This is a genomic window from Sphingobacterium sp. UBA7625 (genome assembly GCF_002484085.1).
Taxonomy (GTDB): Bacteria; Bacteroidota; Bacteroidia; order Sphingobacteriales; family Sphingobacteriaceae; genus Sphingobacterium; species Sphingobacterium athyrii.
In genome coordinates this window covers 82,156-108,238 of sequence record NZ_DLJD01000031.1, presented here as the reverse complement: position 1 = coordinate 108,238, position 26,083 = coordinate 82,156, and the positions used below count along the sequence as shown (strand labels likewise).

Genomic DNA, 26,083 nt, shown 5'->3' with positions numbered 1-26,083 from the left:
TCGAGTTACATTCTATACTATGTCCTTGATTCTTATTGAGATGCTGGGGGAGGATGTTGATGATGTCGAAATGAAGGGGATACACAACATTAGAAGAAATTCATATGCTTCAAGAGCGATGTTGGTAATCTCAAGATCTAGGGTATACACAACATGGAAAATTCAACTCATTGTGAATGAGATGATGTTGATGCTCTCAAAATGCAGGGTTTACAACTAATGGATTACGATTTGCTCATCCTTAGGAGATGTTGACGATTCAAAAAATATAGGGTATGGACAATCACCATAAATTTAGTCAAACTTTTCGTTGAGGATGGTGATTATCTCAAAAAGTAGGGTATATACAGCGTATAATTTTCCGGATACCGGTTGACGCAACATGTTGATGATCTCAAAATGTAGGGGATATGCAACTTATAGACATTTATAATGTCATTTATTCCAGATGTCGGTTATATCAAAAAGTAGGGTATATATAAATCAAATCACGTGTAATTGTCTTGCGCCGACAATTGATGATGTCATAATATAGGATATACACAACCTTCCCGTTGCATTCATTATCATTTAAACGATGTTAATGATCTCAAAAAGTACGGTACAGGCTATTGACACATGGGTTGCTACCGTGATTCGCTTGCATAGTACTTGAAAAGTATAAAAATTTTCAAAATTATATATTGAGGCATCTTGTTATGCCGTAGGGTGAGCGCAAAGTCGACTCACTAAATACCCTTTTTAATAAAGATGTTGGTTAAAATTGATGCTATGTTATTGATTATTATTACGATACTAGAAGGTAGGATGTTGATGATCTCAAAAAGTAGGGTATATACAGCGGTTAATAATAAATTTAATTGCTCTAGATGTTGATGATCTCAAAAAGTAGGGTATACACAACGAGTTTAGAAATCTTAAGATAAACTGTCCGATGTTGATGATCTCAAAATGTAGGGTATATACAATACGAGTTATGAAAAAACAATCTGATAGAGCGCTATACCATAGCCATCAAAACTATTGTAATCTTCAAAACTCTAATCCAACTCAATACCAATAAGTTTTTATAACCATGTAACGATTTACACTTACCCGGCTTCGGTTTCCATAAAATCCGTCAAGTTCCGCCGGAGCCGTGGTAAGTTGCTGATATATTGCTAACCATAAAAACGAATTATGAAACTACTTTTACTAAACAAGGACATTAAAGCTGCCATTGAACACCTTCACAATGGTCATGAAAAGGGACTTAAATTTTTCTACCAAAAATTCTATGAACATTTCTTTTTTCGTGCGCACCGCGCAACCGATGATGAATGTACGGGCGAAAGTATTGCGCAGGAAGCATTCCTCAGGCTTTGGCTGTTCCGCGAAAATGTGCATTCCGAATCGGAGGTCTTTGAGTTTCTGAAAGTCCAGGTAAAGTCTGCCATTCAGGCTTTTTATCAAAAATCGCGCAATAGATTTCACCGAAGCTTACTCCGTCTCGATAGCATCGAGGATTATCAGGAGTTTATGCTGGGCTATGAACTGGAAGAGGAAAGCGAAGCCGATCTGCTCTATATCGAACAACTGGAATTGGAGAAGAAAAAGAAGATGGATCAAATTAATGCCATTCTGCCTAATCTCAACAGCGATCAACAACTCTTTATTCGTCTTTGCCTAAAATATAGTTTTAACTATGAACGTATCGCTTACTATATGGGGAACATCTCAGATTATGAGGTTGGTCTACATATGGAGAAAACAATCGAATACCTGCGTTCCATCATTCATAGTGAAGAGAAAATGCAGCTGATGGCTAAACCTGTCGAATTTAAATTAAATGACGAAATGACCGAAGAGGAGGCTGAGGTCTTCCGCATGCGCTATGAATTGCAGTATTCCTTTGACAAGATTTCAGAAGCTTTACAATTGGACGGGGGGCAGGTGCGCACATTATTTATTAATGCTCATGCAAAAATTAAATCTGCTAAGAAAACGGCATAACTAAATATAAAAAGATATGGCAGCTGATACAATGGTATTGACCCGCAAAATACAGGTTTTTGTTGATTGTGATGATAAAGAAAAACGATCGGGGTATTTTAAACAGCTCTTTGAATGGCAGGATCTTGTCTTCCGTGGTGCGAATATGGTCATCACCCACCAATATGTACAGGAGAACTTGAAAGATCTGATTTACCTACAAGAAGATGTTAAAATCAAACTGGCCGATCAGGCGAAAGATCCAGAAGGTGTATTGAATACTTCACGGATGAATACAACTTATCGCCTGCTTTCCAGCTATTTCAAAGGGCGTATCCCAACGGATATCTTGTCCCAAATAAACACGGCCTTAATCAAATATTTTCAGGCGGACCGCCTCTCATACTGGAAAGGTGAAAAATCGCTCCGCAATTATAAAAAGGATATGCCTATTCCCTTTTCTGGTAGACAAATTAACTTGAATAAAGATGAGAATAATAGAGATTTTAAATTCACACTATTCAAAATACCGTTTCGGACATACCTCGGTAAAGACCGATCGGATAAAAAGGTGTTGCTCCAACGTGCACTGGTTGGGCAGATCAAAATCTGTAGCAGCGCAATCAAAATTGTCAAAGGCAAGATTTTTCTCCTTCTTGCACTCGAGCTTCCAAAAAAAATCCAAGAACTAAAGGATAACGTTATCGCCGAAGCGTCACTTTCCATCGAACATCCCATAGCGGTAACTATCGGTAAGGAGTCTTTTCAGATCGGCAATAAAGAGGAATTTACTTACCGCCGTATGGCTATCCAAGCAGCGCGACATCGCTTGCAAAAGGCCGCCGCATTTGATAAAGGTGGGCGTGGACGTAAGCGGAAAATGAAAAGCTTGGAACACTACAATGAAAAGGAGAAAAATTACGTAGATACCAAACTCCACCTGTATAGCCGTAGATTAATTGAGCTTTGTGTGAAAGCACAAGCGGGTACCCTCTTACTGGTCAACCAATCCAATAAGGAGGAAATGGCCAAAGGTGATGAATTCTTGTTGCGAAACTGGAGCTACTACGGTCTTATCGAAAAGATTAAATACAAAGCGAAGATGGTCGGCATTAACATTATTATCGAATAAATTACTCTAATTTTTTTCCTCTATAATATTCATTCCAGCTATCCTTCGCATAACCTTTGCCCAAATATTCAAATGTAAAAGCAGTTGCATCTTTTATCTCCCGACCAAAATAATAGACTTTCCAGCTATCCTTGCTGTATCCGTCGCCAAGAAGAACAAAGCTTGGGGCGGATACATCTTTTATTTGATTACCTCTATAATAGACATTCCAACTATCTTTAGCGTATCCCTCATCCAGTACTTTAAAGCTGGGCGCAGAGACGTCTTTAATTTTAACACCCCGATAATAGGCATTCCAACTATCCTTGGCATATCCCCAACCAAGTGATTGGAATGAATGTGGCGATACATCCTTGATCTTAATGCCCCGATAATAGGCATTCCAGTTGTCTCTTGCATAAGCATTACCTAGGTCTTTGAAAGATCCTGCATCGACATCTTTGACCATGTTATCCCTGTAGAAAATCCGGTTGCCTATGCTGACATAATCATTTTCTCTGTCGTGCCGAAAGGTCGTCTGAGACGTAGGTCTTTTATTATCCCCAATGTGTTGAGCAATACTTTTCTCCATTATACATAGCAATGCAAAGGAAATAACAAGCATATTTTTTAAGTTGATAAAGACCATAATTTATTCTGTTTTGTATTATAATATTAATATTGAACCTCTACCTTATGACCGAAATAATTCACCGAAGGTTTAATCATTCTATCGCTTAATTTTTAATAATATTCATCCATTTCAAAGGAAGCGATTTTGGAATGTCCATATTTTTTTGTATATTGCTGGTTATGAGTTTTAAAGAAAAATTAGAGAACTGGCGCACGTCAATCAATCGCGCCGGTAGTGGTGAGGAATTGTATATTTTGCTTTTGAACTACAAAAAGTTTATCAATAAAAATTGGATGGACGATTTTGGCGATCCGGGTAACTGGAAATCAGAGCTAAATCAGGTCATCAGCAAAGTAAGAAAGAAAGTGGATGTGGCAGACATTCGAAATTGTGAGGATCTGTCGTCTTACCAGGACGATGCCCGACAGACTGCACATTCGCTCAATAATACCTTAAAATATCACCACTCATTGACAAAAGGGTAGGCTAGGCCTACCTTTTTTTGCTCGCCTAACCTCCTTCGCTTAACTTATTCGCAATCGAATAGATTCTTGTTTTTTTAATATGTTTTAATGTGGCTATAATTCAGTGAGTTATTGCTCCGCATTATTCAATTTATTTAAAAAATTATTTGGAGGGAATAAATACATTTTATACATTTGACCAATAACTAGTATAGAGTAGTATAGAATAGTTGTTTTAAGGGAGCCACTATTCTGTTTTAAACCTTGTATAATAACCAATAATAACCATCTTATCTATGTTTGTGAATTCTATTAACTTTATTAAAAAAGCTGGGTTATTCCTACTTTTCATTGCTTTGGCAATGACTAAAGGATATGCTCAGGAACAGCTTCGGAAGCTTTCCGGAACTGTTGTTGATACTTTGGGAGCGGGAATTGCCGGTGTGAGCATTGTAGCCACGGAGGGGAGGGCAGGTGCGACAAAGACCGATGCACAGGGAAAGTTTCAACTGGATGTTTCAACTGGAAATGTGCTCAAATTTTCCATAGTGGGGTATCAGCAGCAATTCCTGACAGTGCAACCTAATCAGCTTACTGTTACAATACACATGAAGTCGACAAGCAACGAAATTGGCGAAGTTGTTGTCACGGCAATGGGTCAAAAGCAGCGACGGGAAGCAATTGTCGGTGCTGTTACTTCCGTTAGGCCGGGTGATCTAAAAGTGCCGGCTAGTAATCTGACCAATGCGTTGGCGGGAAAAGTTGCTGGCGTAATTGCCTTTCAGCCAAGTGGCCAACCGGGACAGGACAATTCAAATTTTTTTATCCGCGGTGTTACAACCTTTGGCTATAAAAAGGATCCCTTAATTTTGATTGATAACGTAGAGATGACCAGTTCAGATCTGGCGCGGTTGCAGGTTGATGATATCGAAAGTTTTTCGATTTTGAAAGATGCAAGTTCTACGGCTTTGTATGGTGCCCGGGGAGGTAATGGTGTTATTCTAGTAAAGACAAAAGAGGGCAAGAGCGGGAGAGCCAAAATAGATGTCAGGTTAGAACGTTCCGCTTCGGAATCTGTTAAAAATTTGCAGCTCGCCGATCCGATTACCTATATGAAGTTGTACAATGAAGCGACTTTAACACGAAACCCGTCAGCGGTACCGCTTTATACGCCCAACAAAATTATGAATACACAGGCCTCCATGGAGGGAGCGCCAGGGAGTAATCCATTTGTCTATCCTGCGGTAAACTGGATGGATATGCTGTTTAAAAAACGTACAAGTACCGAGCGGGCAAATCTAAATGTTTCTGGTGGAGGTGGCGTCGCCCGTTATTATATCGCAGGTTCATATTCGAACGATGCCGGAATTTTGAAGACGGATATCAGAAATAACAACAATAACAACGTGAGCTTTAAAAACTATCAGCTCCGTTCCAATGTCAATATTGATCTGACAAAAAGCACGGAACTCGTTGTTCGTCTTTCTGGAAATTTCAATGAGTATAGAGGGCCGATGACCAATGATCCCTCTTTTGCTACCGATCTCTATAATATTGCGATGCATACTAGCCCAGTGGACTTTCCGGCCTTTTATGAACCTGATGCTGCCAATGCTGGCGTACAACATATCCTTTTTGGAAATAATACCGACGCAACTGTTTTGCCCGATGGGAGTACATTACCTTCATCTTCGACGGATGTAAAGAACATAAACCCTTATGCTGCTTTACTCCGGGGTAACAGAAGATTTTCGGAATCCAGAATGCTGGCCCAATTGGAGCTGAATCAAAAATTGGATTTTATTACAAAAGGTCTGAATTTCAGAAGTATATTTAGCACGAATAGGTATGCGCGATTTGAGTCCGAACTGGCCTATGCACCTTATTTTTACAATGTAAAGTCCTACGATAAAGCCAGTAACCAATATACCTTGAACTGGATAAACAATAAACCGGACCAGGCGCGGGAATATTTGAATTATTATGCCGGAGCGAGCACACTCAATACATTTTTATATCTACAGGGTGTATTGGACTATGCCGCTGATCTGAATGAAAATCACAACATTAGTGCAGCGCTGATAGGAACACAACAACAGCAGTTAAATGCGAACGCGAAGACTTTGTTCACCTCGCTGCCCTATCGAAATTTAGGCTTATCCGGACGTGCGACCTATGCCTACAAAAGTAGGTATTTCCTGGAGTTCAACTTCGGTTATAACGGTTCTGAACGCTTTTCGGAAAATCATAGATATGGGTTCTTTCCGACAATGGGGGCATCATGGATTATATCTGATGAAAAGTTCTATGGCCATTTTTCCAATGTCATCAACCGAATGAAACTAAGAGGTAGCTACGGTTTGGTCGGAAATGATGCAATTAGTGACCGAAGGTTCTTCTATCTATCTGATGTAAACTTAAATGGTGGCAATCCAGCATACTTTGGAATAAATAATGGCTACTCGCATAATGGTGTAACAATCAATAACTATGAAAATAGAGATGTAACATGGGAAATTTCGAGACAGATCAATTTGGGATTGGAGCTCACCTTCCTGAAAAATATTAAGCTGATTACCGAGGTCTATAAAAACTATAAATCTGATATTCTCCAAGATCGTGCTAACATTCCGACAACAATGGGTTTAGAGGCCGGTATAAACGCAAATATTGGAAAGGTGGAGTCTCAGGGAATTGAATTCTCCTTGGACGGAAAACACAACTTTAGCAACGACCTGTGGATCTCCTCCATTGCAAATTTTACTTTCGCCAAAAACAAATATACCCAGTATGAAGAACCTGATTACAATGAAAAATACAGACTGCATACCGGCGTGGCAATAAATAGAAATTATGGTTATATCGCCGAGCGCTTATTTGTCGATGATACAGAAGCACAGAATTCACCGACTCAAATTTTCAGTAGCAATGGAATTGCACCGAGAGGTGGTGATATTAAATATCGTGACTTAAATGGGGATGGCGTTGTTGATGGTAAGGATCAAACCTGGTTCGGTAACCCTACCGTACCGGAGATCGTGTATGGTTTCGGTTTATCCTCAGGATATAAGAATTTTGATCTTAGCGTATTTTTTCAGGGACAGGCACGGGTGTCTTTCGTTATCGATCCGGCACGGACAAGCCCATTTATCAAAAGTCCTGACTCCTGGTTACCGGGAAATACGCAGGTGATCCAACAATATGCAGATGACCATTGGTCTGAAGATAACCAAAATTTATATGCCTTATACCCAAGATTGGGTACAAATGGTGCGGAGATAGAAAATAACCGCCAAAACAGCACATGGTGGCTGCGTGACGGTAGTTTTATCCGGATGAAATCCTTAGAGTTTGGCTATAGATTCCCGACAAAATTACTTAACAGGATTAAAATCAGGAATTTGCGTGTCTATTTTAGCGGACTGAATCTATTGACCTGGAGTCCCTTTAAAATGTGGGATCCCGAGCTGGGAGGAAATGGATTTGCCTATCCGCTACAGAAAGTATATAACCTCGGTATCAATCTGGGTATATAAATCTTTATTATAATGAATCAACACATGAAGACATCATATTCAAAATTTTTATACATGGCTGTCCTGATTATTTCGACAGTGTCATGTAAGAAGTACCTGAATGTCACACCGGACAATGTCGGTACAATAGATTACGCTTTTAGAAATCGTAACGAGGCTGAAAATTATCTGTTCACCTGCTACTCAACGCTACAACAGATGAATACGCCTTGGCTGGACGCTGGTTTTTCTACTTCCGGGGAGATAATCTATCCTGCACCTAATGAAATAAATGACAATCAAGGACTTAACCCCGTAGGGTTTAATATCATGAGAGGTACGCAGAACGCGGGAAAACCGGGGCTGAATTACTGGGATGGCACCGAGGGAGGGCAAGCTATTTTTAAAGCAATTAGACGCTGCAACACGATGCTTGAGAACATTGATAAGCCCATAGACCTCGGCGAATCGGAAAAGAAAAGATGGATTGCGGAAACGAAGTTTCTGAAAGCTTATTATCATTTCTACCTGTTTAGAATGTATGGACCTATTCCTATTATTGATGCCAACCTTCCTATAAATAGTTCGATCGAAGACGTTAAAGTGAAACGGGCACCAGTAGATTCGGTCGTGAACTACATGGTGCGTTTAATTGATGAAGCTATTCCAAATCTGCCTATTCAGATCCAGAATCCACAACTGGAATTGGGGCGGATCACAGGACTTATAGCACTTTCCGTCAAAGCACAGATTTTAACAACTGCTGCTAGTCCATTATTTAATGGAAATCCTGATTACATTGGCTTTAGCAATAAAGACGGACAACCTCTGTTTAATCAGGCAAAAGATAATACCAAATGGGACCGTGCGGCCCAAGCCTGTTCCGAAGCGCTCAATGCTTGCCTTGCCAATGGTCTGCGTTTGCACACGTTCACACCAACAGCAGCGATGCCCGCAAATCTTCCAAAAGAATTAAAGGATGTTTTGACCATGCAAACGGCCATTACTGAAAAATGGGAATTGAACACTGAATTAATATGGGGGTTGAATCCTGTCTTTGGGTTTGGCCTACAAGAACGTTTTATGCCACGTCTATCTGCTGCTTCAGCGACCAATTTAAGTAGCGCCCAAGGCACGCTTTCTGTTCCGATTGCTCAGCAGGAGCTATTTTATACTGCGAATGGACTCCCAATTGAGGAAGACAAAACTTGGGATTATAGGAATAGGTATGCCCTGAAAACAGCAACAGCTACCGATCAATATCATGTACACAATGGTTATGAAACTGTCGCAGCGCATTTCAAGCGTGAGCCTCGGTTCTATGCTGCGATAGCTTTTGATGGCGGTGTATGGTATGGAAACGGTGAATTAAATAATCCTGCAAATGCATTTTATGTGCAAGCGAAAGGAACGACAAGTTATGCCGGACCTAAAGATCAATCACATACCAATATCACTGGGTATTGGGTCAAAAAGTTGGTGAATTATCTGACGGTGTATGGTACCCAGATGACTTATGAAAATTTTCATTTTCCGTTGATGCGGCTTTCCGATCTCTATTTGATGTATGCAGAGGTTTTAAATGAACAAGGTAAAAACTATAGTGAAGTATTGCCTTACATTGATATTGTCAGGGCCAGAGCCAATATACCCGCTATCGAGGACGCGTATACACCCGCCTTGTCTACTAACCCATCAAAATATACGACACAATCTGGCCTACGTCAGATCATTCATCAGGAACGAAGAATTGAACTTGCCTTTGAATGTGTGCCGGGATGGGATTTGCGTCGCTGGAAAGAATTGCAGGGTGTTATGAGTAAGCCTATACAAGGCTGGAATATATACAATGAGCAATCCGTCAATTATTATCGCCCTTTGACCTTATTCGTTCCGGTATTTAGTGCGAAGAACTATTTGTGGCCAATTAATTCGGATAATTTTCCTGTAAATAATAATCTGGTTCAGAATCCTTTGTGGTAATAGTAAACTTAGTTATGATAAATATAAAAAAATATACTCTTCCTTTATTTCTCCTTATAATGGTATCTATTATAAGCAGCTGTAAGAAAAACAACGGCTTTAACGCTGTTATTTCGGAAGATACAAGCAAGCCTTTGCCTGTTAGTAACGTTAAGGTTGAAAACTTTACTGGCGGAGCCAATATTACCTATAACCTCCCCAATTCGCCAAACATATTATATGTGTTAGCCAAATACCGGGTGAACGACAATCTAGTACGGGAAACTAAATCTTCTTATTATAAAGATACGGTAGTTGTGGAGGGATTTGCGAAAGAACAACCTTATGAGGTTACGTTATACACCGTAACTAGAGCTAATATTATGTCAGATCCTGTTACTGTTACCGTAAACCCCAAGATACCCGCTTATCTCGAAACTCGTCCATCACTTGTGCTGTCACCAGATTTTTCCGGAGTTAATATTACAGGCAATAACCCTTCGGGCAAGCAGATCAGTATTGTTTTGTTAAGTTTCAATAAGAATACTGGCCTAATGGAAATCGAAGACCAGTTTGTTACTAAAAACACTAAAATAGATCATTCGGTATTTGGATTTAATGCCGTTGAACGCAGATTTGCAGTGTATGTTGCTGACCGTTGGGGAAACCTTTCAGATACATTACAGACTTCCCTGACCCCATTGTTTGAGGAGGCAATGGATAAAAATAAATTCAGCACACTGAATTTGAGCACAGATACGCCAATAGATTTTAATTGGCAGGTGCAGAATCTGTGGGATGGCCGGGCAGATGGTAGCGGGTGGCATACAAAGTTCGGTGAGCCTCTTCCTTATTCCTGCAGTTTTGGCATAGGAAAAACATACAAACTGAGTCGCTTTGTGTTGTTTGAAAGAACAGGATCGCAGTATACGTATAAGTATGCCAATCCTAAAGAGTTTTCTTTGTGGGGGACTAACGCGGCGATACCGGATAACGTGAAGTTACCTGTACGTGCAGATGAAGGTACGGTCATTGGCAATTGGGTAAATCTAGGGAATTTCGTTTTTCCTGAACCACCATCTGGAAATGCACCGGCCAATTCTACTGCGGCAGATGAAGATTTTGTCAAGCAAGGGGTAAGTTTTAGAGTACCATTTGGCGCTCCTCCAGTTAAATATCTACGAATAGCCGTGTCAACGGTCTGGGGAAGGGAGGCCGGTGCGCATTTGATGGAGGTAACACCTTATGGAACACCTGAATAGTGGAATTTATCAAGGAAACAAACAATGAAAAATAATTTAACTACTTTAATCTGTTGCTTACTTGCATTGCTTGCAAGTTGTAGCAAACAACAGACAGATTTCAGGGACTTATTGGGGGGACATGAAATTGTTTATACCGGTCTGGTTGGTCAGGTGATTGAAAAACCCGGAAATCTGCGGACAATATTGACCTGGAAAAAAAGTTCTGATCCAAGCATTGTCAAATATGTGATTTTTTATAATCAAAAAGATTCCGTAGTTGTTGACGTAACCGATAAAAAAGACAGTGTCTCGGCGACGATTACAAATTTGGAAGAAGCGGTATATACATTTACAATCTATTCGTATGATGCGAAAGGAAATAAATCGGTTCCGAAACTGTTAAATGCCAAAATATATGGTCCCATTTATCAGGCGAGCCTGTTGAATCGACCTTACAATGGTGATGTTCCGTATGTGGCTTTTGATAATGGAAAGGTAGAACTTAATTTTAATAAGCCGGATACAGTGAATGTGACGACAACAGTTAAATATACCACTACTGCGAATACGATCAAAGAAGCCGATCTTGCTCCAACAGATAGTATTTTGCATTTAAATGATTATAAGCCGGGAACGGAGATTAGGTATAGATCCTTTTATAAACCTACAAGGAATGCAATAGATATTTTTAGTACCACATCCGATGCGGTTTTTCCACCGATTTATTTTAATATTTTATGTGATAAATCATTGTTCAGGGAGCTTTCGCTACCCAATGATGTCGGCACATTAGCAGAAAGTCCCCTTCGTAATCTGTGGGACGGTAGCGTAGGCCCGCAAGGATATCCGAATATATATCATAGTCAAGGCAATGTCCCTTTACCACATACCATTAGTTTCGATATGGGTAAGATATACAATAATCTAAGTATTTTAGAGGAAACAGGGCGAAATTGCTGCCATAATCCGGATCAATTTGAGGTCTGGGGAATAGCAGATATTAGTAATGCAGCTACTACTTTGCCCGCCAACGATGCAGGTTGGAAGGATGAAGCGATACGGAAAGGATGGACGCTGTTATTGGATGCCGTCAGAACCGATGATGGAAGCGCTGCCAAAAAGTTTGAACTGATCAAAAATCCGCCACCAGTTAGGTATATTAGAATTCGGGTCAAACATAATGCAAACGGTGATACAAATCAGAGTAATATGAGTGAACTCAGTTTTTGGAATGGACAGTAATAGTATAAAAAAGTGGTGATATGCTAGGTATTTCCATATGGAAAAACGGAATCAAAACGAATCAATCAAATTAAACCGATGAAATATTTTTTTGGAATATTACTCTTATTGGCGGCTTCGATGACTTTGTCGGGACAGACGCTTCAAATCAAGAAGAATAGAATTACATTTAATTATAATAAAGCGAAAGGTACCTATAGTATTGGATCGGAAAGGCAGCTTTTTATTAATCAGGCGGTGTCCTATGTGCGACTTGCCAATGGACAAAAAATTAGTACAGATAAACTGACAGGAACCCGCAGCGTCACAGAAAAGCCCGTTCAGGACAATCTGGGTAAGGGTATCCGGTATACAATCTCAGTTAAAGCCGGGCAGGGTATCACATTACTGCAGCATTTTTATTTCTACGACACAATAGATGGTGTCATCCTTGAAATGGAAGTTAGGGGTAAAAATATAGCCAGTAATGAACTTGTGCCTATCTGGTCGAATGCCTCAATTACCGGCCTGGGAAAATCCTTGTATCAGCTGGCTGTTCCTTTTGATAACGATACCTTTATTTCCTATGAAAACAATATCCTTGCGATGAATAGTAAGATCAGCGCAGAGGTCGGAGTTGTATACGATAAGGACAGCGGAAAAGGTCTGTTGATTGGGTCATTGGATCAATCCGTTTGGAAATCGGGTATTGCGATCAAAGGAGATCAGGGGCAATATACCCACTTAGCAGCACAGGCCGGATTTACAGATGTAAATATCACACGGGATTCCATGGCGCATGGAGCTGTAAAGGGGGATGTGATTCGCTCCCCAAAATACCTCGTATCTTATGACAAGGATTGGCGCATTGGGCTTGAAAACTATGCTAAAATCCACCGGAAGCTATCGCCCGCCTATGTGAAATCTTGGCAAGGCGCCACACCTGTCGGCTGGAACAGCTGGGGCGTGATTCAGGAAAAACTTAATTTTCAGAATGCCACAGGTACAGCAGACTATTTTGCAAAAGATATTCCTTATTTCCGAAATGCAGATGGTGAGGCTTTTATAGACCTAGACTCTTTCTGGGATAATATGACACCCGGAGGAATGTCGGGTGACTACACACAACTGAAGCAATTTGTTCTTTATTGTGATTCTCTGGGACTCAAGCCCGGGGTGTATTGGGCGCCTTTTACAGACTGGGGGCATGGAAGTGGCCCAGACCGCAAAGCGGAGGGGAGCCAGTTTACCTTTGGCCAGCTTTGGACCAAAACCCAAAAAGGCTACCACAATTTAGATGGTGGTCGGGCTCTTGATCCGACACATCCCGGTACGTTGGCCCGTATGGATGTGATCTTGGGCAAATTGGTCGACTGTGGCTTCCGAATGATCAAGGTCGATTTCCTCTCTCATGCGGCAATCGAATCCACAGGTTTTTACGATAAGAAAATTCAGACAGGTATGCAGGCTTATGCTGTGGGGATGAAACATCTCGTCGACGTGCTGCAGGGTAAAATGTTGATCTATGCCGCAATTTCACCTTCCCTGGCGACAGCCCAATTTGCACACATGCGCAGAATAGCCTGCGATGCCTGGAAGACGATCGATCAAACTCAATATACGCTAAACAGCGTTAGTTACGGCTGGTGGCAAACTTATCTTTACGATTTTATCGATGCCGACCACCTGGTCTTTCACGATGAAAGCCCTGAAGTCAATAAGGCAAGACTGCTTTCCGGTGTGGTAACGGGGACCATTATCCTTGGTGATGACCTATCGAAAAAAGAAAACTGGCAGCCAAAGATGAATCAATATCTGCAGGATCCCGAAATTCTAAAAATTATAGCCGACGGTAAAAGCTTCCGTCCGGCAGGATTTGTAGAAGGAAAAGCAGCAAATACGTATTATTACAAAAAGATTGGAACAACGCTGTATGTGGCCGTATTTAATTACAAGACAGCCCCGGCAGCAATAAACATAGATTTTAAACAGATTGGCCTGGAGCCAAATACAACCTATAAGGCGGTGGAACTGTTTGAAAAAACAGCGCAGGAATTTACTGCTAAAAATCCCATTGCCTTTGAGCAAGCAGGAGCAAAATTGCTTAAGATTGCTCTTTAGTTAATAATATTATATGAAGATAACCAAAGAAGAACAGTTTAAGGCGTTGATCGATCGGATCAAACGATTGGAAGCTTTAAATGGGCTTTCGAAACATGAATGTATCGTACAGGGCGTGTTGGATGCCATTGATGCCAATGAACTGGAGGTACACGCAAGTTTGCCTTCTGTCAATAACTTGATCCAATACCTGGGCTATGCACGCGAAACCTTTGCCAAAGCTTACCGCGACCTGATTGCCCACGGAGTCGTGGAATCGAAAAACAGAAAAGGATATTTTGTGGTGAGCAACAATACACAGATGAAACAAAAAGTTGCGGTCCTGCTGTATGCATACGATACCTTTCAAGATACCTTGGTGAATGAACTGCGGACCAACCTTCCGGAAGAAGTAAGCGTGGATCTCTTTTTCCATCACAACAATATGGAAACCTTTGAAGATATTTTCAATCGTATTCAGGGACGATATACGGTATATATTGTCGCTCCGATTGAAAATAAAGATTCCGAAATGCTGTTACGTTCCATCCCGGCGTCCAAGTTATTGATTATTGATCGTTTGATGGATCTCGGAGAAGATTATTCCTACGTATCCCAGGAATTTGAAGCAGCCACCTATGCCGTGTTTCAGGAGCTTTATCCAAAGATCAAAAAGTATAAAGAAGTGATCTTCTATTTTAGGGAAAATACAGCCGAACCCAATGAAATCAAAGATGCGTTCTTGCGCTTTCTGAAAGACTATAAGGTAAAAGGGCATATCGAAAAGCAATACCATGTAGGTGACCTAAAAAAGGGAAAACTGTATTTTACCATTCATAATCCGGAGCTCTATCAGATGCTGAAGGAAGTTTTACAAAAAGGCTGGACCCTAGGGCAGGATCTGGGGATTTTATCGCATAATGATGATGTCATCAAAGAGATTATCAGCGGCGGTATTACCACCTTTTCGACAAGTTTTGCGCGTATCGGATCGGTAGCCGACAAGTTTGTACTCGAAAGAACGTTGATCAAAGAAGTGGTGCCAACGACATTGGCAGACCGCAACTCTGTCTAAAATAGGGAAGTTTTTAAGATGATAGTTTTTAGTTTTTGTCTTTTTACCGGTTTGGTTGCTTTGGGATCCTTATGGAAGTTTAAAACCAACTATTCCAATACCTTAAACGGCTTCTTCCTTGCCGGAAAGAGCAATAGCTTCTGGATGGTGGGGTCGGCTTTGCTGTTGACCAACCTCAGCGCCAACCAGTTTATTGGTGAAAATGAATCGGTCTATATCAACAACCTGTCGGTGATCGGCTGGGGCGTAAGTTCTGTCGTCGCCATGCTGCTGGTTTCGGAGTTTTTGCTGCCTATCTATTTTAAACATGGCTTTCGGACGGTACCGGACTTTCTTGCGCTGCGGTTTGACCCCAAAACGAAAATGTTGGTATCTATCCTGATCCTGATCGGATACATCGTTAATTTATTGCCACCGGTATTATACGGTGGCGCACTAAGCCTGGCCACGATGTTTGATGTGCCCGGGCTATTGCACATCAGTTACTGGCAGAGTATCTGGATACTGGTCTGGGCTTTGGGTATCATTGGAAGCTTGTACAGTATTTTAGGAGGATTGAAGTTGATCTCGCTGTCTGATATGGGCCTCGGCCTTTGCCTGTTTTTGCTTGCGCTGCTGATTCCAATTTTTGCCTTTTGGCAGCTGGGCAATGGCGATATCTGGGCGGGTGTCCTCCAGTTATTTCACGACAAGAAAGAACATCTCAATGCTGTGGGATCCAAACAGGATGCGGTACCTTTCTCTACCCTGTTTACCGGGATGCTCCTGATCAACTTTTACTATTGGGGAATGGAACCCTATATCGCACAACAGGCATTAAGTGCCAAAAATTTAAAGGAAGCACAGAAGGGAATGACTTTAGCCGCCGGAGGGAAGCTGTTGATGCCGCTGTTGATTAATTTACCCGGTCTTCTGGCGGTACACTTATTGCCGCATGTGCAGCCTACAGCTTCTGTTTTTCCGAAACTTATTGTACTGATCTTTCCTGATGTGCTGATTGGCTTTTCGTTGGCGCTGGTCTTTGGTGCCGCAATGACCACCTATACGGCTGGATTACAGAGCTGTGGCAGCTTATTTATTTTTAATATCTACAAGCCTTATTTGGAGTATAAAAAAAGAGATCTTAGTGAAAAAGAATTGGTCAGAAAAGGGAAACTGTTTGAATTGATTATTTCCACCTCGGCGATGTTTATTGCGCCTTTTATCCTATTTGCCCACGATGGGTTTTATACATACCTACAAACCGTATCGGGGCTGTTCAATATGCCGATCTTCACCATTATGATCTTAGGGATTCTATCCCGTCGTGTGACGCCAAGGATGGCACAAATCGGCCTGTTCCTGTACATGTTTAGCTATTTCATTCTGGTGTTTGTCTGGAAGACAGAGCTGCACTATCTGCACTTGTTCGCACTGTTGTTTATCGCGGTGGCGCTGGTCATCTGGGGGGGAAGTAAATTGAGCCAGCCAAACTATCTATCGGTTTATCAATTTGAGTTTTCGGGCCAGGACAAAGGCACCTATTGGAAGGGAAGGTACAGGATCGGCGCCTTTCTCATCCTGTTGATGATTGTCATCTATTTTGTTTTTTCACCATTGGGCATCGCTCAATAAATTGTATCAGTCGCTATGTTAATGCACAGAAAAATTAAATATCTCATCTTTATATGTTTAACCCTTTGCTCGGCCACATCGTATGCACAACGCTATTACCTCTGGGATAATAAGCCCGCAACAGATTGGATGACCGAAGCATATCCCATCGGAAATGGACGAATCGGTGCCATGATCTTTGCCGGAGTAAATCAGGAACATATTCAATTTAATGAAAATAGCCTATGGACAGGTGATGAACAGGAAACAGGTGCCTATCAGGCTTTCGGTGATCTTTTTGTTCGCTTTGACGCCGACGTTAATAAATCCTTTACCGCATATAGTCGGAAATTGAATTTGGATAAGGGCCTGCATGAAATAGCCTATCAGCAGGATGGACAGCAGATCAACCGTCGGTATTTTGCCAGTCAGCCCGATCAGGTTATGGTATTTGACTATGCAAACAGTAAAAAAGGGAAACTCAATGCCCAAATTGCACTTCAGGATGCACATGGACAGGCGGTGCAGGTAGAAGATGGTCATTTGTGGTTTCAGGGAACGCTCGACAATGGCATGCGGTATGCCGCGCAGGTGCGCGTGCAGGTCATAGGTGGTTCACTTTCCAAAACAACAGATGAAAAAGGACAGGCTGTCCTTGCCGTAAAATCTGCCGATCGAATTGTTCTGCTGCTGAGTGCCGCAACAGATTATGCCAATACACGGGCTACCAAATGGAAGTCGGCCGAGGAACCGATGAAGGTCAATGAACGGTATCTGCGCCAAGCGGAAAAATATGGCGTAAATAAGCTACTGGCACGGCACGTTGCGGATTATACAGCGTTGTTCAGTCGGGTGGAGCTTGATCTTGGTCATAGCCAGCTGGATAGCAAGCAAACAACAAAAGCGTTGTTGGAAGCCTATAAAAAACAGCCGATCCCGGCTCTGGAAGCATTACTTTATCAATATGGACGCTATCTTCTGATCAGTTCCTCACGAAAAGGTGGCTTGCCCGCAAACCTACAGGGGTTATGGAATAACAGTAACAATCCACCATGGCGATCAGATTACCATTCCAATATCAATATACAGATGAACTATTGGCCAGTAGAAGTTGCCAATTTAAGTGAATCGGCCTGGCCTTACCTTGATTACATCAATAGCATGCGTGAGGTGAAAAAAATAAATACACAAAAGGAATTTCCGGGCGTCAGGGGCTGGACCGTAAAGACCGAAAATAATATCTTCGGCGGCGAGAGCTTTCTCTGGAACACCCCCGGAAGTGCCTGGTATGCCCAGGCTCTCTGGGAGCATTATGCCTTTAACAAGGACGAGAAATATCTACGCGAGTTTGCCTATCCGATTTTAAAAGAAATAAGTGAGTTTTGGGATGATCGTCTGGTTCGAAGACCGGACGGAACTGTGGTGGCGCCGCAGGGCTGGTCGCCGGAACATGGCCCTACAGAGGATGCCGTTAGCTATGACCATCAGATTATTTACGATCTCTTTAACAACTACATCCAGGCGAGCACAGTTTTAAATATGGACGCTGATTACCGTAAACATATCACGGCACTTCGCGATGCGCTGCTCAAACCCAAAATCGGTCAATGGGGACAGTTGCAGGAGTGGGAAACGGATCGTGATGATCCACAGGACAAGCATCGCCATGTCTCGCATCTGTTTGGTCTGTATCCTGGCAACCAATTCTCTGTTTTGAAAACACCAGAACTGGCCAAAGCTGCACGAGTTACGCTGACCGCGCGTGGCGACGAATCTACAGGTTGGTCCATGGCCTGGAAGGTGGCTTTTTGGGCCCGCTTGCAGGATGGAAATCACGCCTATAAAATCCTGACTAATTTCATTAACCTCGTCGGCGGCGACGGTATTGATTACAATAATGGCGGTGGTGTTTACGCCAACTTGCTCTGCGCGCATCCACCTTTCCAGATTGATGGCAACCTGGGTTATGTGGCTGCCCTGAGTGAAATGTTGCTGCAGTCGCAGACGGATGTGCTGGAATTACTTCCTGCCCTGCCTGATCGCTGGTCGGCCGGAACAGTCAAGGGGCTCAAAGCCCGGGGCAATGTATGCATTGAAAAAATGGAATGGAATAACAGTAGCATTAGGCAGCTTATTCTTTCATCGCCGCAGGATCAAACGATTCAGGTATTAAGCCTTTCCCAATTGGCCGGTCTAAACCCAGAGCAGGAAATCAAGGGTAAATACCTTTACAAGATTCAATTGAAAGCAAACAAAATAGTCAAGTTCGTTAACAAATCCTAAATCTATTGATATATGCCAACCCTTCATTTTAAACATGTTGTACTCGGGCTTTTGATGACCCAGGGGCTTGTCCATCTGGAAGCACAGGCGCAGTCCAGACAGATTCCCATAGAAACCAGGTCGAATGCGCTAGTGTTGGAGTACGATTCCACGAAAACGTTGAAAATGCTCTATTACGGCGAAAAATTGCGTGATTTAAAAGAGTATTCGACCATTGCAAGCAGTTATCGACAATTGACAGATTATAGTGGACTGTCCAATGCGGCTTATACGCCTTCCGGTTCAAAAAATTTGCTGGAACCAGCGATTAGTATCGTCCATGCGGACGGTAACCGCTCCCTCGACCTGCGCTATGAAAAGCATGCGGTGAACAACCTGGATGCCAATGTCAAACAGCTTGATATCACCCTAAAAGATCCGGTATACGATATTTATGTCGTTTTACACTACAAATCTTTTTTGAATGAGGATATCATCGAGCAGTGGACAACCATCCAAAATAAAGAAAAGAAAGTCGTTACGCTGGAAAAATTTGCTTCGGCCAACCTGACCTTGCGCTCCAACGCATATTGGCTACGGCAGTACCATGGCGACTGGGCAAAAGAAATGCAGGTGGAAGAGGCTCCGTTAACACATGGCATTAAAGTGCTGGACAGTAAGCTCGGAACACGTGCGAATTTATTTCAGCCACCCTCCTTTATGGTCTCACTGGGCAAGGCAGCATCCGAAGATGAAGGAACGGTCCTGATGGCAAGCCTTGGGTATAGTGGAAATTTTAAGGTGGATTTCGAAGTGGATTACCTCAATAACCTACGTATCATTGCCGGCATAAATAACTATGCTTCCAATGTGAAATTGGCCAGCAACCAGGAGTTTACAACACCCAAATTGATCTATACCTTGTCAACAAAGGGAAAAGGCACCGCCTCCCGAAATTTGCACAATTGGGCCCGTAAATATCAGCTGCTGGATGGAAATGGCGAACGCCTGACTTTACTCAACAATTGGGAGGCGACTTATTTTGATTTTAATGAGCAAAAATTAAAAGGTTTGCTCCAGGATACCAAAAAACTAGGGGTAGACCTATTTTTATTGGATGATGGCTGGTTTGGAAATAAATATCCGCGTAACAGCGATCACTCCAGTCTAGGAGATTGGCAACCGAACCGGACAAAACTGCCCAATGGTATCGCGACACTCGTGGAAGAAGCGACTAAGCAGGGCGTTAAATTTGGTATCTGGGTAGAACCCGAAATGGTTAGCCCCAAATCCGAACTCTACGAACAACATCCGGATTGGGTCGTCAAACAGCCGCAGCGGGAAGAACATTACTTCCGCAATCAGTTGGTCCTGGATCTGACAAATCCCAAGGTGCAGGATTTTGTCTTTAACATCCTGGACGACCTGTTTACCAAAAATCCGGCATTGGCCTATATCAAATGGGACTGTAATGCGGTCATTTACAATGCGCATTCCGCATTTCTAAAAGACCAGGGTGCTTTCTATGTTTCTTATGTGGAAGGTCTTTATAAAGTGCTGGAGCGTATTCGTTCGAAGTATCCGAAAGTGCCGATGATGTTATGTTCGGGCGGTGGTGGACGTGTGGACTATGCGGCACTTCGGTACTTTACCGAATTCTGGCCTTCGGACAATACAGACCCTTTGGAGCGTATTTTTATGCAGTACGAGTATTCTTACTTTTTCCCGGCAATCAGCACTTCAAACCATGTGACAGACTGGGGAAAACAGTCCCTCAAATTCCGTACGGATGTAGCCATGATGGGTAAACTGGGTTTTGACATTGTGGTGAGTCATCTGAATGAGCAGGATCTGTTATTCTGCCAGCAGGCGGTAAAGAATTACGACGCGCTTAAAGCAACAATCTGGCATGGGGAGCAGTATCGTTTGGCCGATCCACGTGAAGGTGACTTTGCCGCCCTGAGCTACGTGAATAGCGAAAAAACCGAGGCTGTAATCTTCAACTACCTGGTCAATAACCGCTACGGTATCGGAACAACCGATCCCGTCCGTTTAAAAGGACTGGACGCCCAAAAGCAATATCGGGTGGAGGAGATCAACTTGTATCCGGGAGCCAAGTCGAGCTTAGGCCAGGGACAAACTTATTCGGGCGACTACCTGATGAAAGTTGGCGTAAATCCAGACCTGAATAGCAACCGTACCAGTGTTTTACTAAAAATATCGGCACTTTAAAAAAAATAACTGTGGCACATCCGTAGCCTCAACTCCAAGAGTCTGGGCTTCGGATGCGCCAAATGTATAAACCCAATTGAGCAACAAACTCAAAAATCATGATAAAACCTAAACAGTATAAACGGACTTTGTTGGCCCTGCTACTCAGCGTTGCCAGTGGATTTTCTGCCCTACAGGCAAAAGTACAGCTGCCAGCTTTTATTGGCGACAATATGGTGCTGCAGCAGAAGGAAAAGGTCAAGATCTGGGGAACCAGTACAGCAGTAGGCAAGGAACTTAGCGTAAACACCAGCTGGAACAACAAGAATTATCAGGCGGAGGTAGACCAGCAGGGAAGATGGCAGGTCCTCTTGGAGACACCAAAATACGGTGGACCCTACCAAATTACCATCAACGATGGTGATCAATTGATCCTGAAAAATATCCTGATCGGTGAAGTCTGGTTTTGTTCAGGACAGTCAAATATGGAAATGCCCCTGGCGGGCTGGGGTAAGATCAATAACTTTGAGCAGGAAATCAAAGCAGCCAACTTCCCCGATATTCGTATTTTGCAGATTCCAAAAGCAACCGCCAATCAACCTACCACAGCAGTGCAGGTGGAGTCCGGTGGATGGAATCCGGTGACGCCACAAAGTATTCCGGAGTTTTCGGCTACGGCCTATTTTTTTGCACGTGAGATCTACGAGAAAACAGGCATTCCAATTGGCCTGATCCATTCTTCCTGGGGCGGAACAATCATTGAAGCCTGGATGAGCCGGGATGCCCTTACACCTTTTTCAACCTATACAGCGGCTATCGAAAAAATCCAACGTCCGGATGCACAGGAAATCTATGCGAAAGAGCTGGCCGAATGGAATCGCGTCGCCGAACAGCAGGATCAGGTGAAGACAGCAACGCAGGGCGAGTGGTTTACACCACAACTGGATAAAAGCAGCTGGTCTACGGTTACAATTCCTAGTTTTTTTGACAAAAACCTGTTTCCGGGAATGGATGGTGTCGTTTATTTTGGCAAAGACGTTGAACTACCGGCACATTGGCAAGGTAAACCTCTCAAGTTGATTTTGGGAGCAATTGATGACAACGACATCACTTATGTCAATGGTACAAAGGTGGGCGAAACTGTCGGTTACGACCAGATTCGGAAGTATACCATTCCTGCAACGGCCAACAATGGCAGCCTATTGCATATCGCCGTTCGCGTATTTGATGGAGCCGGTGATGGCGGAATATATGGCGGTACAGAACAGCCACGACTGGAAGGACCGAATGGCGAACAGATAGCTCTCGTTGGAGACTGGAAATGTAAAGTAGGTTATGATCTGGCGAAGCTGCCGGCAAAACCTAATGCGATGGAGGGTCCCAATAGGCCTACTGTGCTCTATAATGCCATGGTTAAACCTTTTGTGGATTTTAAAATAAAAGGCGCCATTTGGTACCAGGGTGAAAGTAACGCGGATTCAAAAGACGCTCCCTATGAGCAACTGCTGCCCGCACTGATTCGGGATTGGCGCCAGCAGTGGAACAATGAAAAGATGCCATTCTATTTTGTTCAACTGGCCAACTTTAAGGCGAAAAGTTTAACACCGCAGCCTTCTTCCTGGGCGAGATTACGGGAAGCACAGCGCCAATCACTCAAACTGCCTAATACAGGTATGGCAGTCATTGCTGATATCGGCGATGCACTGGATATCCATCCGAAAAATAAGCAAGATGTTGGTAGAAGGCTTGGATGGATTGCAACAGCGCAGCTGTATGGCAAGAAGATCCCTTATTCGGGCCCTGTTCTTAAGCATTGGACGACAAAGGGAACAGCAATGCAACTCAGCTTTAACCCCATGGGCAAAAGGCTGGTGCTGAAGGAAACGGATAAACGCAACGGTAGTTTTACCATTGCCGGTGCCGATCAGGTCTTTTATCCTGCAGAAGTCAAACAGGTCGGAAATAAGCTGATCGTATCGGCCAAAGAAGTACCATCACCCGTCGCGGTACGTTACGGCTGGGCCGATAATCCGGACCTGACCTTATACAACGAAGCCGGGATACCCGGATCTCCCTTCCGAACCGATGACTGGACAAAAAACTAAAACCACATGAATAGATCATCAAAAATAAATCTTCGGAAAGGTAAGTTACTCTGCACGCTTGTGGTTTTCTTTTTTTCGGGCAACTTATTTGGGCAAGTGCAGGGGGGAAAACTTTGGTATCGGCAGCCGGCAAAACAATGGGAGGAGACCTTACCCCTTGGCAATGGAAAAATTGGCATGATGCCCGATGGTGGCTTAAAGAATGACCATATTGTACTCAATGATATCACACTATGGTCGGGAAGTCCTCAGGATGCCAATAATTATGAGGCCAGTAGGTATTTGGATAGTATTCGAAATCTGATCAAAAGTGGGAAAAACGACCTTGCTCAGCGTCTGATAGACCAGCATTTTATCTGCAAAGGCCCGGGATCGGGCGGCAAGCAATGGGGCTGTTATCAAGTGCTCGGAAATTTGATGCTTGCCTTTGACGGACAAGCGGATCTCACCGCAGTGCAGAACTATCGCCGGGAACTGGATCTCGATAAAGCGATGGCAAAAACAAGCTATGAGCTCAAAGGTGTCAGGTATAGCCGCGAATATTGGACAAGCTTTGCCGATGACCTGGGCGTTATTCGTTTACAGAGCAGCAAAAAAGGACAGATTAGCCTGGAAATCAAGATTGACCGTCCCGAAAGGGCTACTTCCAAGACCGAGGATGGCGAGCTTGTTTTGGTAGGACAATTGGACAATGGTGTAGATGGTAAAGGAATGCAGTTCAAAACACGTGTCCGCGCGCAGATAAAAGGAGGAAAACAGCTGGTAAAAGGACAATCTATTGTTATTCAACAGGCTGACGAAGTGCTAATTTACGTGGCAACAGATACTGATTTTAAAGGTAAGGATTTTGAGCGTACGACAGCTGAAACGCTAACAAAGGCTTTGAAAAAATCCTATAGCCAGCAGTATGCCGAACATCTGCAAAACTATTTGGCAAAGTTCAACCGTTTGTCGCTCCAATTGGGGCAGTCGAAAGATGACTTACCGACCGATCAGCGTTTGGTGGCTTTCGGTAAAGAACCGGATCAGGATCCAGGATTAGCGGCGCTATTCTATCAGTATGGTCGCTACCTGAGTATCAGCAGTACGCGTTTAGGCTTGCTACCACCAAACTTACAGGGCTTATGGGCAAATCAGATTCAGACGCCCTGGAATGGGGACTACCACCTGGATATCAATGTGCAGATGAACCATTGGCACCTCGGGGCGGCTAATCTGGGGGAGCTCAATGAACCCTTGGTGGGTCTTGTGGAAGGCCTGATGGCCCCGGGAGCAAAGACCGCGAAAGCGTACTATAATGCACCGGGCTGGGTAGCCCATGTGATCACCAATGTATGGGGCTATACCGAACCGGGAGAGTCTGCTTCCTGGGGAATTGCCAATGCGGGCTCGGGCTGGCTCTGCAATAACCTTTGGGAACATTACCTCTATACCGAAGATATGGACTATCTACGGCGGATATACCCGATTCTCTATGGAGCAGCACAGTTTTACTCCAGTGCCCTGACCGAACACCCAACCATGGACTGGCTGTTGACTTCGCCATCTGTATCTCCCGAAAATTCCTTCAAGCTCCCTAATGGGCAGCAGGCAAACGTCACGATGGGGCCAACAATAGATAATCAGATCGTACGCGAATTATTTGAAAATATCATTCATGCAGCGGGATTATTGGGCAATCAATCGGATCCTTTTTTAACGAAGGTTGCGGCGCAACTGAAACGCTTAGCACCAGCGGTGCAGCTAGCCAAAGATGGCCGTATCATGGAATGGATCGAAGATTATGAAGAGGTGGATCCGCAGCATCGGCATATCTCGCATTTGTATGGCTTGTATCCGGGCTATCTGATCCGTTATGATCAACATCCAGACTGGCAGCTTGCCGCTAAAAAAAGCCTGGATGTACGGGGGGATGATGGACCGAGTTGGGCCATTGCCCATAAACTACTGTTTTGGACCAGATTGCATGAAGGCGAACGGGCTTATAAATTATTTCGGCAACTCATGACTCCACGTGTTGATACACATATCAATTATGGCGCCGGTGGTGGTGTTTACGCCAATTTGCTAACAGCAGGCCCCCCATTTCAGATCGATGGTAATTTTGGCGGAGCAGCGGGTATCGCCGAGATGCTGGTGCAGTCCCATCAGGATACGGTGTATCTTCTACCGGCGGTGCCTCAGGCCTGGAAAAAAGAAGGCCGGGTGAGGGGCATGCGCATCAAGGGAAATCACACGCTAGATATGGAATGGAAAGATGGTAAGATACTGAACTATCAGATTTATTCACCCAAATCACAACAACTTAACGTATGTATAGATCATAACTGGATCGCCTATCGTACAAAAGAAAAATAACAAAACATAGCGTCCTCAACCGAATTGGATCATGCAATTTTTTGCATGATAGGGGATGCTTTGTGTCAAAAATTTCAAGATAAAAGCACCTTATAAACAAAAAAAGTAAATATGAAAACAGAAAAGACAAGACAATGGCCTTTGATCAAGGGCCTGTCCTTCGGTCCTGAGGCCAGTATAATGGCACTCTGTCTTTCGATAGCTGTACCCTACACGGGCTCAGCAGCATCACTAAGGACGACAGACCGTCGTTTTGC

15 protein-coding genes are annotated in these 26,083 nt (G+C 43.3%); 14 read left to right on the top strand and 1 reads right to left on the bottom strand.

The annotated features are described in order from the left end of the window. Positions 1-1,179: 1,179 nt before the first annotated feature. Both B4G94_RS14725 and B4G94_RS14720 read left to right on the top strand, forming a co-directional pair. The gene (locus B4G94_RS14725) at positions 1,180-1,992 is read left to right on the top strand and encodes an RNA polymerase sigma factor (protein ID WP_286859776.1); all 813 of its coding nucleotides are present in this window, start codon (positions 1,180-1,182) and stop codon (positions 1,990-1,992) included. A gap of 16 nt (positions 1,993-2,008) precedes the next feature. Next, complete coding sequence (locus B4G94_RS14720) at positions 2,009-3,103, top strand: hypothetical protein (protein ID WP_286859774.1); 1,095 nt, start codon at positions 2,009-2,011, stop codon at positions 3,101-3,103. Position 3,104: 1 nt separating this feature from the next. Here B4G94_RS14720 and B4G94_RS14715 read toward each other — a convergent pair whose 3' ends face one another. Continuing rightward, a complete protein-coding gene (locus B4G94_RS14715; protein ID WP_286859772.1) occupies positions 3,105-3,731 on the bottom strand; it encodes a DKNYY domain-containing protein in 627 nt (208 codons plus the stop codon). A gap of 164 nt (positions 3,732-3,895) precedes the next feature. Here B4G94_RS14715 and B4G94_RS14710 point away from each other — a divergent pair, with 164 nt between their 5' ends. From B4G94_RS14710 to B4G94_RS14655, 12 genes are all read left to right on the top strand, one after another. Continuing rightward, the gene (locus tag B4G94_RS14710; RefSeq protein WP_108632869.1) at positions 3,896-4,201 is read left to right on the top strand and encodes a hypothetical protein; all 306 of its coding nucleotides are present in this window, start codon (positions 3,896-3,898) and stop codon (positions 4,199-4,201) included. A 341-nt stretch (positions 4,202-4,542) separates the two neighbouring features. After that, positions 4,543-7,716, top strand: coding sequence for a SusC/RagA family TonB-linked outer membrane protein (locus tag B4G94_RS14705; protein ID WP_286859770.1), 3,174 nt, complete (start codon positions 4,543-4,545; stop codon positions 7,714-7,716). Positions 7,717-7,740: 24 nt separating this feature from the next. Further along, the gene (locus B4G94_RS14700; protein WP_286859768.1) at positions 7,741-9,678 is read left to right on the top strand and encodes a RagB/SusD family nutrient uptake outer membrane protein; all 1,938 of its coding nucleotides are present in this window, start codon (positions 7,741-7,743) and stop codon (positions 9,676-9,678) included. A 59-nt stretch (positions 9,679-9,737) separates the two neighbouring features. Continuing rightward, positions 9,738-10,919 (top strand): DUF4959 domain-containing protein, encoded by a 1,182-nt coding sequence (locus tag B4G94_RS14695; protein WP_286859766.1) that lies wholly within the window; start codon positions 9,738-9,740, stop codon positions 10,917-10,919. Positions 10,920-10,943: 24 nt separating this feature from the next. After that, positions 10,944-12,143: a DUF4998 domain-containing protein gene (locus B4G94_RS14690; RefSeq protein ID WP_286859764.1), complete on the top strand. Its 1,200-nt coding sequence runs from the start codon at positions 10,944-10,946 to the stop codon at positions 12,141-12,143. Between the two features lie 78 nt (positions 12,144-12,221). After that, positions 12,222-14,243: an alpha-galactosidase gene (locus B4G94_RS14685; protein WP_286859763.1), complete on the top strand. Its 2,022-nt coding sequence runs from the start codon at positions 12,222-12,224 to the stop codon at positions 14,241-14,243. Between the two features lie 13 nt (positions 14,244-14,256). After that, complete coding sequence (locus B4G94_RS14680; protein ID WP_286859761.1) at positions 14,257-15,297, top strand: GntR family transcriptional regulator; 1,041 nt, start codon at positions 14,257-14,259, stop codon at positions 15,295-15,297. Between the two features lie 18 nt (positions 15,298-15,315). Next, complete coding sequence (locus B4G94_RS14675; protein WP_286859759.1) at positions 15,316-16,911, top strand: solute:sodium symporter family transporter; 1,596 nt, start codon at positions 15,316-15,318, stop codon at positions 16,909-16,911. A 21-nt stretch (positions 16,912-16,932) separates the two neighbouring features. Then, a complete protein-coding gene (locus B4G94_RS14670) occupies positions 16,933-19,173 on the top strand; it encodes a glycoside hydrolase family 95 protein (RefSeq protein WP_286859758.1) in 2,241 nt (746 codons plus the stop codon). A gap of 12 nt (positions 19,174-19,185) precedes the next feature. After that, on the top strand, positions 19,186-21,384 hold the full coding sequence (locus tag B4G94_RS14665; RefSeq protein ID WP_286859757.1) for an alpha-galactosidase: 2,199 nt from the start codon (positions 19,186-19,188) through the stop codon (positions 21,382-21,384). A 98-nt stretch (positions 21,385-21,482) separates the two neighbouring features. After that, entirely contained in the window at positions 21,483-23,468 is a 1,986-nt protein-coding gene (locus tag B4G94_RS14660; RefSeq protein WP_286859755.1) for a sialate O-acetylesterase, read from the top strand. Positions 23,469-23,474: 6 nt separating this feature from the next. Then, positions 23,475-25,826 (top strand): glycoside hydrolase family 95 protein, encoded by a 2,352-nt coding sequence (locus tag B4G94_RS14655; RefSeq protein ID WP_286859754.1) that lies wholly within the window; start codon positions 23,475-23,477, stop codon positions 25,824-25,826. Positions 25,827-26,083 lie beyond the last annotated feature (257 nt).